The 12,532-nt window shown below is 73.0% G+C and carries 11 protein-coding genes and 1 pseudogene; 9 read left to right on the top strand and 3 right to left on the bottom strand.

The annotated features are described in order from the left end of the window. Positions 1–63: 63 nt before the first annotated feature. Positions 64–1,182, bottom strand: a complete 1,119-nt coding sequence (locus MID12_RS30475; RefSeq protein WP_397915480.1) for a cation diffusion facilitator family transporter — start codon at positions 1,180–1,182, stop codon at positions 64–66. A 629-nt stretch (positions 1,183–1,811) separates the two neighbouring features. Here MID12_RS30475 and MID12_RS30470 point away from each other — a divergent pair. Continuing rightward, positions 1,812–2,690: pseudogene (locus MID12_RS30470) on the top strand (chitinase); the annotation flags it as partial. 42 nt (positions 2,691–2,732) lie between these two features. Here MID12_RS30470 and MID12_RS30465 read toward each other — a convergent pair. Together MID12_RS30465 and MID12_RS30460 are read right to left on the bottom strand one after the other, a co-directional pair. Further along, entirely contained in the window at positions 2,733–4,355 is a 1,623-nt protein-coding gene (locus tag MID12_RS30465) for an N-acyl-D-amino-acid deacylase family protein (protein ID WP_263172308.1), read from the bottom strand. A 43-nt stretch (positions 4,356–4,398) separates the two neighbouring features. Then, a complete protein-coding gene (locus MID12_RS30460; RefSeq protein WP_263172305.1) occupies positions 4,399–5,676 on the bottom strand; it encodes an alanine racemase in 1,278 nt (425 codons plus the stop codon). A gap of 258 nt (positions 5,677–5,934) precedes the next feature. Here MID12_RS30460 and MID12_RS30455 point away from each other — a divergent pair, with 258 nt between their 5' ends. The 8 genes from MID12_RS30455 (at position 5,935) to MID12_RS30420 (ending at position 12,516) form a co-directional block, all read left to right on the top strand. Continuing rightward, the gene (locus MID12_RS30455; RefSeq protein ID WP_411577085.1) at positions 5,935–6,945 is read left to right on the top strand and encodes a sugar kinase; all 1,011 of its coding nucleotides are present in this window, start codon (positions 5,935–5,937) and stop codon (positions 6,943–6,945) included. Then, positions 6,942–7,703 (top strand): IclR family transcriptional regulator, encoded by a 762-nt coding sequence (locus MID12_RS30450; protein WP_263172301.1) that lies wholly within the window; start codon positions 6,942–6,944, stop codon positions 7,701–7,703. The genes MID12_RS30455 and MID12_RS30450 overlap by 4 nt, the downstream gene beginning before the upstream one ends. 14 nt (positions 7,704–7,717) lie before the next feature. After that, entirely contained in the window at positions 7,718–8,128 is a 411-nt protein-coding gene (locus tag MID12_RS30445; RefSeq protein WP_040258527.1) for a RidA family protein, read from the top strand. Between the two features lie 117 nt (positions 8,129–8,245). After that, positions 8,246–9,721 (top strand): GntP family permease, encoded by a 1,476-nt coding sequence (locus MID12_RS30440; protein WP_263172297.1) that lies wholly within the window; start codon positions 8,246–8,248, stop codon positions 9,719–9,721. A 114-nt stretch (positions 9,722–9,835) separates the two neighbouring features. Further along, a complete protein-coding gene (locus MID12_RS30435; RefSeq protein ID WP_263172295.1) occupies positions 9,836–10,204 on the top strand; it encodes a hypothetical protein in 369 nt (122 codons plus the stop codon). Positions 10,205–10,406: 202 nt separating this feature from the next. Next, positions 10,407–10,598: a DUF1272 domain-containing protein gene (locus MID12_RS30430; RefSeq protein WP_078845308.1), complete on the top strand. Its 192-nt coding sequence runs from the start codon at positions 10,407–10,409 to the stop codon at positions 10,596–10,598. A 104-nt stretch (positions 10,599–10,702) separates the two neighbouring features. After that, the gene (locus tag MID12_RS30425; RefSeq protein ID WP_263172293.1) at positions 10,703–11,464 is read left to right on the top strand and encodes an isocitrate lyase/phosphoenolpyruvate mutase family protein; all 762 of its coding nucleotides are present in this window, start codon (positions 10,703–10,705) and stop codon (positions 11,462–11,464) included. A gap of 101 nt (positions 11,465–11,565) precedes the next feature. After that, complete coding sequence (locus MID12_RS30420; RefSeq protein ID WP_263172292.1) at positions 11,566–12,516, top strand: IS481 family transposase; 951 nt, start codon at positions 11,566–11,568, stop codon at positions 12,514–12,516. Positions 12,517–12,532: the final 16 nt, after the last annotated feature.

Genomic DNA, 12,532 nt, shown 5'->3' with positions numbered 1-12,532 from the left:
AGGGGGCGCCTCGGGACGGAGCGGCTCCGGCTCCGTCCCGGGGCGCGCATCCGGCCGCCGTGCTCAGCTCTCCCGGTCCGCCTGCGCCTCGGCCGCCACGGCGGCGTCCAGGTGGCGCCGCTCCCCGGCGGCCCTGATCCGGTCGTGCACGGTGGCCTCGGTGACGTCCAGGAAGACCTGGTCGGCGAGCGGCCACCGGCGGGTGACCTCCCGTTTGATGCGGACGAGCACCTCCTCGACCTCCTCGCTGTCCAGCCCGCCGACCAGGTCGACGCGGGCGGCGACCAGGGTGGAGCGGGTCCCCATCCGCATCGTCAGGAGGGTGGTGACCGCGTCGATCTCCGGCTCGCCGTCCAGGAAGCCGCGGATGTCCCGGCGCAGCGCGGGGTCGACCGCCTCGCCGATGAGCTGGCCGCGGGACTCCTTGGCCAACTGGTAGGCCACGTAGACGAGGAGGACGCCGATGAGCAGGGAGGCGCAGGCCTCGTAGACGACCTGGTGGGTGACCATGTGCAGCGCCATGCCGACCAGGGCGAAGACCACGCCGAGGCAGGCGGTGGAGTCCTCGGCGAGCACGGTCCGCAGGGCCGGGTCGTCACCGGCCCGCAGCTGGCGGAGCATCCCGCGCCCCGCGGCCCTCGCCGCGTCCCGCACCTGGAGCAGCGCCCGGACCAGGGAGGCGCCCTCGGCGAGCAGAGCGACGCCGAGGACGGCGAGGCCGACCAGATAGCCGGTGTGGCTCTCGGAGCCCTCCGAGCGGAAGGCCTCGATGCCCTGGAAGAAGGAGAAGCAGCCGCCCATCACGAAGATGCCGACCGCGGCGAGCAGCGACCAGAAGTAGCGCTCCTTGCCGTAGCCGAAGGGGTGTTTACTGTCCGGCTTGCGGCGGCTGCGCTTGAGGGAGGCGAGCAGGAAGACCTCGTTGAGGCTGTCGGCCACCGAGTGCGCGGCCTCGGAGAGCAGCGCGGGTGAGGCGGCGAAGAGCCCGCCGACCACCTTGGCGACGGCGATGACGAGATTGGCGGCGAGCGCGACCAGGACCGTCACCGCGGTGCGCTGGTCCTCCGCCGCGGGCTCCTCCTCTCCCGGGTGCTCCTCCTCCAGTGCCCCCGGACGCCCCTCCTCCGGCTCCGTCGGCACCCCGGCCTCGGTCGTGTTCTTCGGTGCTCCGGCCTCCGGCAAGTCCGGCCTCCTTCCTCGGGTCCACCACCGGGTACCCAGGGACCTCTGCACTACGCACGCGGACGGCCGCTGCACTACACACGCCGACGGCCCTTCGACCGGGCGTCACGGCGGACCGCCCCCGCCTCCCCTGTCCGAGGAGCCCACCCTCCGCAACAGATGAACCCGTACGGATCGGACCCCTGGCCCTGCCTTCACTCCCTGAACACCGCGCATACGCGTCCTCGCCTCCGCGCTCCCCGGCGGAACCGGCGCCGAACTGCCCCTGGCCGCCCGCACCTTGAGGAATCACCAGGCCGGACGGTCCCGGGTGCGGTGCGCACCGGGTGGGCGGGCCCCGCACGGGGAGCGGCCCCGGGTGCCGGGCTTTTCAAAGGTTTGAGACACAGGTCCAGACCAAAGTATTGACACGTACATGGTCGACTCCTTCAATCGGTGTCCTGTCCGCACGGCTGACGGCATCCGCCTCCGCCCCCCACCGGAACGGCCAGGCAGAAAGGGACGACATGACGACCCGGATCCCCCGCACCGCACTCGCCACGGCGGCCGCCGTGGCGGCACTCGCCGGACTGGCGCAGGCACCCGCCGCCGGTGCCGCGCCCGCCGCCCCGCAGGCCGGGGCGGAGGCCGCCCCCTCGATGGCGGTCGCCCCCTACCTCTACAACGGCTGGGGCAGCCCGCCCGACCCGAAGACGGTGATGGACGCCACCGGGGTCAAGTGGTTCACCCTCGCCTTCGTCCTCAGCAACGGCACCTGCGACCCGCAGTGGGACGGCAGCCGCCCGCTGAGCGGCGGCGTGGACCAGGGGACCATCGAGTCCGTACGGGCCGCGGGCGGGGATGTGATCCCCTCCTTCGGCGGCTGGAGCGGCAACAAGCTGGAGAGCTCCTGCTCCAGCGCGGAGGAACTGGCCGGCGCCTACCAGAAGGTCATCGACGCCTACGGGCTGAAGGCGATCGACATCGACATCGAGGCCGAGGCCTACGACAGCCCCGAGGTGCAGCAGCGCACCGTGGACGCCCTGAAGGCCGTCAAGGAGGCCAACCCCGGCCTGAAGGTGTTCATGACCTTCGGCACCGGCCAGGACGGCCCGGACACCAGCCTGATCAACCGCGCGGCGGAGGCCGGGCTGACCGTGGACAGTTGGACCATCATGCCGTTCAACTTCGACGGCAACGGCCAGAACATGGGCGAGCTGAGCGTACGCGCCGCCGAGGGGCTGAAGACCGCCGTCAAGGACGCCTACGGCTACTCCGACGACGAGGCCTACCGCAGCACCGGCATCTCCTCGATGAACGGGGTCACCGACGTCGGCGAGACCATCACCCCGGACGACTTCCGCACCCTCCTCGGCTACGCCCAGGAGCACAACCTGGCCCGGCTGACCTTCTGGTCCGTCAACCGCGACCGGCCCTGCGAGGGCGGCGGCGCCGACAGCTGCTCCGAAGTCCCGCAGGAGCCCTGGGAGTTCACCAAGGTCCTGGCCGGATACGAGGGCCCGGCCTAGGAGTTGGCGCGGTAACGGTCCGGCGGTGCGCGGGACCCCCGGTCAGCGCGGGGTCCTGCGCACCGAGCGGCCCGGCAGCGCCTGGGTGCGGCGGCCCTCGGCGAGGACGAACTCGCCGTCCACCAGGACGTACGGGATGCCGACGGGGGTGCGCCGCGGCTCCTCGAAGCTCGAACCGGCGGCCACCGTACGGGGATCGAAGAGGACGAGGTCGGCGCGGTAGCCCTCGCGGACCAGGCCGCGGTCCGGCAGCCGCAGCCGGGCCGCGGGGCGTCCGGTGAGGTGGGCGACGCACTCCTCCAGGGAGAGGACGCCCAACTCCCTCGCGTAGTGGCCGAGATAGCGGGGGAAGGTGCCGTACGCCCTGGGGTGCGGTTTGCTGCCCTGGAGGATGCCGTCGGAGCCGCCGGTGTGCGCGGGGTGCCGCATGATGGCGCGGACGTTCTCCTCGTGGCCGACGTGCTGCAGGACGGTGGGGCCGAGTCCGTCGGCGAGCAGCAGGCGGCGGGCGGTGGCCCAGGGGCTCGTCCCGTCGAGGGCGGCGGAGGCGGCGACCGTACGGCCGACGTACGGACGCAGGGCCGGGTCGCGGACGCCGGAGATCTCGATGGTCTCCCACTCCACGGGCACCCCGTGGCAGCCGTCGGCGCCGCGGACCTCCAGGTCGTGGCGGATGCGGGCGGCGCTCTCCTCGTCCGCCAGGCGCCGCAGGGCCTCGCGGGGGCCGCCCTCGCCCGCCCAACTCGGCAGCAGGGCGGCGAGCGTGGTGCTGCCGGGGGTGTAGGGATAGGTGTCCAGGCTGATGTCGGCGCCCGCCGCGAGCGCCTCGTCGAGGAGGGCGAGCAGTTCGGGCGCCCGGCCCTTGTTGACGCCGAAGTTCATGGTGGCGTGCGCGAGATGGAGCGGGCAGCCGGCGGCGCGGGCCACCGCGAGCATCTCCCGGTAGGCCTCCAGGGCGCCTGCCCCGTAACTGCGGTGGTGGGGGCAGTAGTAGCCGCCGTAGGAGGCCACCACCCGGCAGAGTTCGGTGAGTTCGGCGTCGTCGGCGTACATGCCGGGGGTGTAGGTGAGCCCGGAGGACATGCCGACCGCGCCCTCCGCCAGTCCCTCGGCGAGGAGTCGGCGCATCCGCTCCCGTTCGGCGGGGGTGGCCGGGCGGTCCTCCCAGCCGACCACGAGCGCCCGCAGGGTGCCCTGCGGGACGAGATAGGCGGCGTTGACGGCGATGCCGCGGTCCAGCCGGTCCAGGTACTCCCCCACCGAGCGCCAGTCGAGGTCGAGGTCGGAACCGTCGCCGTTCCAGCCGGTGATGGCGCTGCGCACCTCGGCCAGGGTGCGCTCGTCGACGGGTGCGTAGGAGAGCCCGTCCTGGCCGAGGACTTCGAGGGTCACGCCCTGGGCTGCCTTGGCGCTGTGGTCGGGGTCGCGCAGCAGGGCGAGGTCGCTGTGCGCGTGCATGTCGATGAAGCCGGGCGCGAGGACGAGCCCCTCGGCGTCGAGGACCCGGGCGGCGCCGGGCCGCCGCCGCCCGGGCGCGCCGGTGGTCTCCGGGGTGATCGCGAGGATCCGGCCGCCGCCGAGGTGGACATCGGCGCGGCGGGCGGGGGCGCCGGTGCCGTCCACCACCTCGGCGCCGCGGATGACGAGCTCTCGGGCTGCGGGCATCCCCGCTCCTTTTCCTCGGTACGGGTTCTCGGTACGGGCGGGCTCAGAAGAAGGTGCGGACGTAGTCCACGACCGTGCCGTCCGCCCGGGCGACCGGGATCAGCTGCCACTTGTCGAAGACGGTGCACGGGTGGGAGAGCGCGAGGCCGACCCAGTCGCCCACCTCCAGGTCGGCGTCCGGGGCGGTGCGCAGCCAGGCGTGCTGGTCCGAGAGGGCGGTCAACTCGACGCCGGTGGGCGGGTGTTCGGCGCCGCCGCGGCGGATCGTGGCGACCGTCGGCAGGCTCAGGTCGTAGGCGGCGTCCCGCTTGCCCGCGTTGAGGAAGGCCTGCTCGGGCGAGGGCCGGGAGACCACCTGGGCCCAGAGCCGGAAGGCGGCCTGGAGCGCGCCCTCCTCGGGGACCCGGTTGAAGGGGGTGACCTCGCGGTAGTGCCCCTCGTCGTGGGAGACATAGGCGCCGGAGCGCAGCAGCTTGAGCACCGGCGCGGAGAGCGCGGGCAGCTCCTCGAAGACCTCGGCCACCGCGTCGAACCAGGCGCTGCCGCCCGCGCTCACCACGACCTCGTCCAGCCCCGCGAAGCGTCCCGCCGCGTCGAACTCGGCGGCGAGCGCGCCCAGTTGACGCAGCCAGGCCCGTACGGAATCGGGACGCGCCTCCGGCACCTCGCCCTCGTACCCGGCGACCCCGACCAGCCGCAGCGCGGGCTCGGCGGCCACCGCGTCCGCCACCAGGCCGCATTCCCGCGCGCCGCGGGCACCGGTGCGCGCGCCCTCGCCCGCGGCGAGTTCGACCACCACGTCGAGGGGGCGGGCGGGGGTGCCGAGGGCGGCGGCCATCTGCCGGACCCCGGCCACCGAGTCGGCGTAGCAGATCAGGCGGAAGTCCGGGTCGGCGGCCAGCTCGGCGGCGATCCAGCGGAGGGCGGCGGCGTCCACGAGTTCGTTGGCCAGGAAGATCCGCGGGACGCCGAAGGCTCGGGCGACGCGGACCTGGTGCGGGGTGGCCAGGGTGATTCCCCAGGCGCCGTGGGCGAGTTGGCGGTGGAAGAGCGCCGGGGCCATGGAGGTCTTGCCGTGCGGGGCGAAGGCGAGTCCGTGCCGGGCGGCGTAGGTCTCCATGAGCGCGAGGTTGTGCTCCAGGCGCTCGGCGGAGAGCGCGAGCACGGGGGTGGTGAAGCCGCCGGTGAACAGGTCCCGGCGCTCGGCGGCCAGCTCGCTCACGCGCAGTCCCCCGGCATCCGGCGGGAGCCCCTTGAAGCGGTGGTCGACGCGTTCCCCGGCCAGCCGGGCGAGGGCCTCGGCGCCACTCTCCTCCGCCATGAAACCTCCCTGATCTGCGGTGTTGCATCATGTGCAATGGTCATTGCGGATGCTGGTCACCGCTGTCTAGCATCTCGGCCAACACCGGGTCAACGGACCGCCCACCAGCCCGGCAGCCCCCTCGGTCAGGAGCCCCACCGCGTGTCCACCACTCAGCCCGCCGGTCGCGAAGACGCCGGAGAAGCCCCGGCGGCCGCACCGGCGGAAGCGGCCGGTGCCGCGGAGTCCGGCGTCGAGGTCGTCACGCTCGGGGAGTCCATGGTCACCTTCCTGCCGTCCCGGCCGGGGCGGCTCGCGGACGTGCCCTCCTTCGACCGCGCCATCGGCGGCGCCGAGTCCAATGTGGCCTGCGTGCTCGCCGCCGCCGGGCACGCGGCGCGCTGGGTCAGCCGGGTCGGCGCCGACGGCTTCGGCGACCATCTCGTCGAGGCGATCGCCGCCTACGGGGTGGACACCTCCCGGGTGCGGCGCGATCCGGGGCGGCCGACCGGCGTCTACTTCCGTACCGCCGGGGAACGGGGCGGCGCGGGGCACGAGGTGGCGTACTACCGATCCGGTTCGGCGGCCTCCGCGATGGCCGCGGACACGGTGGACACGGCGGCGCTCGCCGCCGGGCGGATCCTGCATCTGACGGGCATCACCGCCGCGCTCTCCGCCTCCTGCCGGGCGCTGCTCGGCGAGCTGACCGCGCCCCGGCCCGGGCGGCCGCTGATCTCCTTCGACGTCAACCACCGCCCCGGCCTGTGGCGCGGCCCCGGGGAGGGCCGTGTGCTGCGCGAACTGGCGGGCGGCGCCGACCTGGTCTTCGTGGGCGAGGACGAGGCGGAGGAGGTGTGGGGGGTGCGCGGCGGCCCCGGCGCGGTGCGCGCGGCGCTGCCGGAACCCCCGGTGCTCGTCGTCAAGCAGGGCGCCCGCGGGGCCACCGTCTTCGCCCGCCCGCCCGGCGAGGACCCCCCGTACGAGAAGGCCGACACGGTGCTCTTCGTGCCCGCGCCGCGCGTCGAGGTGGTCGCCACCACCGGCGCCGGGGACGCCTTCGCCGCCGGTTTCCTCTCCGCGAGCCTGCGCGGGCTCGGCCTGCGCGAACGGCTGCGGCACGGCCAGTTGTGCGCCGCGGCCGCCCTCACCGTCCCCGGCGACCTCGCACCCCCGCCGGACCGCGGGCACGCCGACCGGCTGGCCGCCCTGGACGAGGCGGAGTGGGGCAGACTGCGCCTCGGCCCCGGCTGGACGCGGACCGCGGCCGGGACGGAGGAGGCCACCCCATGAGCCAGACCCTCGACCGCGGGCTCCAGGTGCTGCCGCTGCTCGCCCAGGGGCCCACCGGTCTCGGCGAGGTCGCCGAACACCTCGGCGTCCACAAGTCGACCGCCCTGCGCCTGCTGCGCACCCTGCACGAACACGGCTTCGTCTACCGCCAGTCCGACCAGCGCTACCGGCTCGGCGCCCGCCTCTTCGCGCTCGCCCAGGAGGCGATGGAGAGCCTGGACGTCCGCGAGATCGCCCACCCCCATCTGGTGCGCCTCAACGAGGCCTGCGGGCACACCGTGCACCTCGCGGTCCACGAGGAGGGCGAGGTCCTCTACATCGACAAGGTCGACAGCCGCTATCCGGTGCGGATGTACTCGCGGATCGGCAAGCCGGTCGCGCTCACCGTCGCCGCCGTGGCGAAGGTGCTCCTCTCCGACCTCCCCGAGGCCGAGCGCCGCACCCTCGCGGAGGGCCTCGACTACCCCCTGTACACGCCCCGTTCGACACCGCACGCCGCCGCCTTCCTCAAGGAGCTGGCGGCTGTACGCGAACAGGGCTGGGCCACCGACCTCGGCGGCCACGAGGAGTCCATCAACTGCGTGGCGGCCCCGATCCGCGGCGCGGACGGCCGGACCGTCGCCGCCATGTCGGTCTCCACCCCCCATGTCGTCGTCCCGCGCGACGAACTCCTCGCCCTGCTCCCCCTGGTGCGCCGTACCGCGGACGCCATCAGCGGGGAGTTCTCCGGCAGACCCCCGACCAAGGACACCCCTTGAGCAAGGACACCCCCATGACCAAGAAGACCGCCTTCACGCCCGCCACCCACACCACCCCGCCGGCCGCCTTCTCGCACGGGGTGCGCAAGGGCAACATCCTCCAGGTCGCCGGGCAGGTCGGCTTCCTGCCCGCCCAGGAGGGCCAGCCGCCCACGCCCGCGGGCCCGGACCTGCGCACCCAGACCCTGCAGACCCTCACCAACGTCAAGGCCGTCCTCCAGGAGGGCGGCGCGAGCTGGGACGACGTGGTGATGATCCGCGTCTACCTCACCGACACCGGCCACTTCGCCGAGATGAACGACCTCTACAACGGCTACTTCGCGGAGCAGGGCCTCACCGAGCCGCCCGCCGCGCGCACCACCGTCTACGTCGGCCTGCCCGCGGGCCTGCTGATCGAGGTCGACGCCCTCGCCGTACTCGGCTGAGTCCGGCCCCACCACCCGCACCCGTACGCCGCCCGGCGCGGTGTCCCCTCCCCAGGGACGCCGTGGCGTGATCCGCCCTGCCCGAAAGCTCCATGCCGTCGCGAAGAGGACCCCCTGATGACCCATCCGCTCGCCGCCGCCCCCGCCGAGGCACCACCGCACACCGGAGGGCTGCTGCTCCTCCTCGACGGCACCGCGGGACTGCTCACCGTCGCCGCCCTCGGCATCGCCCTGCTGCTCTTCCTCATCATGAAGGTGCGCCTGCAGCCCTTCGTGGCCCTGCTCGCGGTGTCCATAGCCGTCGGCCTCGCGGCCGGTCTCTCGGTGACCGAACTCTTCGGCACCGTGCAGCGGTCGGAGGCCGTCTCCACCATCGAGTCCGGGATGGGCGGCATCCTCGGCCATGTCGCCATCATCATCGGACTCGGCACCATGCTCGGCGCGATCCTCGAAGTCAGCGGCGGCGCCGAGGTCCTGGCCTCCCGCCTGATGGCCGTCTTCGGCGAGAAGCGCGCCCCGCTCGCCATGGGCCTGACCGGTCTGGTCTTCGGCATCCCGGTCTTCTTCGACGTCGGCATCTTCGTCCTCGCCCCCCTCGTCTACGCGGCGGCCAAGCGCTCCGGCAAGTCCGTGCTCCTGTACTGCCTGCCGCTGCTCGCGGGCCTGTCCATGACGCACGCCTTCCTGCCCCCGCACCCCGGCCCGGTCGCCGCGGCCGGACTGCTCGGCGTGGACCTCGGCTGGGTCCTCCTGATGGGCATCGTCTGCGGCATCCCCGCCGTGCTCGCCGCCTGGGTCTTCTCCGCCTGGATCGGCCGCCGCATCTTCGTCGCCGTACCGCAGGACATGGTCGAGGCCGCGGAGGAGGCCCGGCAGGCGGTCCGCGCCGAGCAGCGCTCCGCCGGGGACGTGGCGCCCGAACAGCCGGTCGCCCTCGGCACGGTCCTCGCGATCATCGGCACCCCGCTGGTACTGATCCTCGCGGCCACCTTCTCCTCGGTCGTCCTGGACCCCTCCACCCTCCGCTCGGTGATCGAGTTCTTCGGCAACCCCTTCGTGGCGCTGAGCCTCGCGCTGCTGCTCGCGTACTACCTGCTCGGGCTGCGGCGGGGCTGGTCCCGGTCCTCCCTGGAGGCGGTCTCCACCGCCTCGCTCAAGCCGGTCGGCAACATCCTGCTGGTGGTCGGCGCGGGCGGGGTCTTCGGCGCCGTGCTCAAGGCGAGCGGTGTCGCCCAGGCCCTCTCGGACACCTTCAACGGCCTGGGACTGCCGGTGATCGTGCTGTCCTATCTGATCTCGCTGGTGCTGCGGGTCGCCCAGGGTTCGGCGACCGTCGCGATCGTGACCACCGCCGGGATCGTGGCGCCGCTGCTCTCCGAGGGCTCGTACTCCCAGGCCTTCCTGGCGCTGGTCATCATGGCCGTCTCCGCCGGTTCCATCTTCGCCTCGCACGTCAACGACGGCGGCTTCTGGATGGTCTCCAAGTACTTCGGCATCAGCGAGCGCGACACCCTGCGGACCTGGACCGTACTGGAGTCGGTCCTGTCGGTGGCGGGCTTCGCGGTGGCGGCGGTGCTGAGCCTGTTCGTCTGAGGCGCTCCTCCGCGGCTCTCGCGGTACGCGCCCAAATCCCCGTGGGAGAAGGGCACTTCACTTCCCCGTACGCCCGGCCGGGGGCGATACTCGGACCGGGCAGGGGAGGCGGCCATGGGATGGTTCGGACGGCAGAAGTCCGCGCGCGGCAAGGAGGCCGGAGCCGGGGCGGCCGGACCCGGCGGGGTCTTCCTGCTGGTGCTCGCGGTCGGCGACGAGCAGAGCGAGCGCACCGTCTCCGCGGAGGTCGTCGCGCAGCTGGTCGGCGCCACCAAGGGCCCCGCGCTCGCCGCCCTCGACCGGTACTTCGGCGGCGACGCCTGGTGCCCGGAGATCAAGACGCACACCAGCCGCCAGGGCCCCTGCGCCTACTTCGCCGTGACCGTCGCCGTCCAGCGCGGGGAGACCCAGGCGAGCATGTCGCAGCGGATCCGCGCCGAGTTCACCAGCAGGTGGGACCAGGAGGCGGGGCGGCTGCTCTAGCCGCTCGCGTCCAGGGGGCGGCGAGGAGGTGCCGTCGGCAGTCGCCGGTGGCTTGCTCCAGCACCCCGGCAGTGGCCGGATCTCGCGCAAAGCTGTCCCTGTCCGCACTTCCAGGACAAGATCCCTGTTCCGAGAATGGGCACTCGGCTTCGCCCGGGTGCCGGCACCCGGGCGAGGAATTCCTGAACCGGTAGGGGGAGTCATGGCACTGGAGATGCGCGACCACTGCGAAAGATGCGAAACGGCGCTGCCTCAGGGCTCGGCGGCCCGCATCTGCTCGTACGAGTGCACGTTCTGCGTGTCCTGCGGCGATGCCATGCAGGACACCTGTCCCAACTGCGGTGGTGAACTGGTCGCCCGCCCCCGCCGCGCGGCGGCCCCCGCCGCCGGGTAGGCGTTCGGCGCGCCCCCAACAGGCAACCGGGCCGCGCCTTTTCGTCGTCGGGGCGCGCCTCGCCGGAGCGTTCCGCAGGGCGATCCGGGGGTAGCGTCCTCGGCATGGACTTTCGTACCACCGTTGAGCGCGCTCAACGCCTCAAGCAGCTGCACGCCGACCACCGGCCCCTCGTACTGCCGACCGTCTGGGACGTCTGGTCCGCGCGGACGGCGGCCAAGGCCGGGTTCCCCGCGCTGACGGTCGGCAGCCATCCGCTGGCCGACTCCCGCGGCGCCGCGGACCAGGAGGGGCAGACCTTCGAGGAGGTGATCGCCGCCGTCAGGCCGATCATCGCGGCGGTCGACGTCCCCGTGTCCGTGGACCTGGAGGCCGGGTACGGGCAGACGCCCGCGGATCTCGTCGCCGGACTCACCGAGGTCGGCGGCGTCGGCCTCAACATCGAGGACACCGTCCACTCGGAGGGCGGACGCCTGCGCAGCACCGAGGAGCACGCGGGCTATGTCGCCGGTGTCCGGGCGGCGGCCGACGACGCGGGGATCCCGGTCTGGGTCAACGGGCGCACCGACCTCTTCCTGCACGCCGCGGACGCCTCCGCCGTCCTCGACGAGGCGATCGAGCGCCTGCGGGCCCTGGAGCAGGCCGGCGCCGACAGCGTCTACCCGGTGAAGATCCAGGACGACGACGAGCTGCTCGCGGCGGTGACCGGCGCCGTCGGCGTGCCGGTCAACTCCACGGCCCATCCCGTCAAGCACGACCTGGAGCGCTTCCGCCGCCTCGGCGTCGGCCGGATCACGTACGGCCCGCTGCTGCAACTCGCGCTGACGGACGCGATGACGGACATGCTGGGGCCGTGGGCGCCCTAGGTGTATTGATCACGAGCGTTGTTAACGCTGTCGGGGCTTGATCATGGCGAAGACCTCCGGTGTGGTGGAGCTGTCTAGGACCGCACCACACGGAGGTCTTCGTGTCCCACCGTAATGCCCGGCTGACCGTTCACGGCAGGCAGCTGCTCGTCGAACGTGTCGTGTCCGGCCGCCCGGTCGCTCATGTCGCTGCCGAGATGGGCATCTCGCGGGCGACCGCTCATAAATGGCTCCGGCGGTGGCGAGCCGAGGGCGAGCCGGGCCTGGCCGACCGCTCCAGCAAGCCCTTGACAACACCGCACCGCACTCCGGCCGCGATGGAGGGCCGCGTCTGTGACCTGCGCAGGTCCCGCAAGCTGGGACCCGCACGGATCGGTCCGGTCCTCGGCCTGCCCGCCTCGACCGTCCACCGGATACTGACCCGCCACCGGCTGAACCGTCTCGCCTGGATGGACCGGCCCACCGGCACGGTGATCCGCCGCTACGAACGCGAACGTCCCGGCGAGCTCGTCCACGTCGACGTCAAGAAACTGGGCCGGATCCCCGGCGGCGGCCACAAAGTGCACGGCCGCGAAGCCGGCCGGCCGATCCGCGGCATGGGCTTCGACTACCTCCACTCCGCAGTCGACGACCACTCCCGACTCGCCTACACCGAAGCCCATGGTGACGAGAAGGTCGCGACCTGCGCGGCCTTCCTGACCCGGGCCGCCGCATTCTTCGCCGACCACGGCATCACCCGCATCGAACGCGTGCTGACGGACAACGCCTGGGCCTACCGCAAGGGCCTGGCCTGGAAACGGGCCCTGGCCGACCTCGGCGCGAGCGGCAAACTCACCCGCGCCTACCGGCCCCAGACCAACGGCAAAGTCGAACGCTTCCACCGCACCCTCGCCGACGAATGGGCCTACCTACGGCCCTACACCTCCAACGACGAACGCACAGCAGCCCTGGCAGACTTCCTCCACACCTACAACCACCACCGCTGCCACACCGCACTCGGCGGCCAACCACCGATCAGCCGCGTCAACAACCCTGCGAGTCAATACACCTAGGGTCTGCCGTCCCGAT

Origin of the sequence: Streptomyces sp. SCSIO ZS0520, assembly GCF_025643355.1 — a bacterium.
Taxonomy (GTDB): domain Bacteria; phylum Actinomycetota; class Actinomycetes; order Streptomycetales; family Streptomycetaceae; genus Streptomyces; species Streptomyces physcomitrii.
The sequence above is the reverse complement of the archived record's forward strand: the minus strand, read 5'-3'. Positions and strand labels throughout refer to the sequence as shown.

Coding starts and splice junctions, on each gene's coding strand:
- MID12_RS30455 (WP_411577085.1), top strand. CDS start 5,935: ATGGTCACCTTCCTGCCGTCCCGGCCGGGGCGGCTCGCGGACGTGCCC.
- MID12_RS30465 (WP_263172308.1), bottom strand. CDS start 4,355: ATGCCCGCAGCCCGAGAGCTCGTCATCCGCGGCGCCGAGGTGGTGGAC.
- MID12_RS30435 (WP_263172295.1), top strand. CDS start 9,836: ATGGGATGGTTCGGACGGCAGAAGTCCGCGCGCGGCAAGGAGGCCGGA.
- MID12_RS30460 (WP_263172305.1), bottom strand. CDS start 5,676: ATGGCGGAGGAGAGTGGCGCCGAGGCCCTCGCCCGGCTGGCCGGGGAA.
- MID12_RS30440 (WP_263172297.1), top strand. CDS start 8,246: ATGACCCATCCGCTCGCCGCCGCCCCCGCCGAGGCACCACCGCACACC.
- MID12_RS30445 (WP_040258527.1), top strand. CDS start 7,718: ATGACCAAGAAGACCGCCTTCACGCCCGCCACCCACACCACCCCGCCG.
- MID12_RS30430 (WP_078845308.1), top strand. CDS start 10,407: ATGGCACTGGAGATGCGCGACCACTGCGAAAGATGCGAAACGGCGCTG.
- MID12_RS30450 (WP_263172301.1), top strand. CDS start 6,942: ATGAGCCAGACCCTCGACCGCGGGCTCCAGGTGCTGCCGCTGCTCGCC.
- MID12_RS30425 (WP_263172293.1), top strand. CDS start 10,703: ATGGACTTTCGTACCACCGTTGAGCGCGCTCAACGCCTCAAGCAGCTG.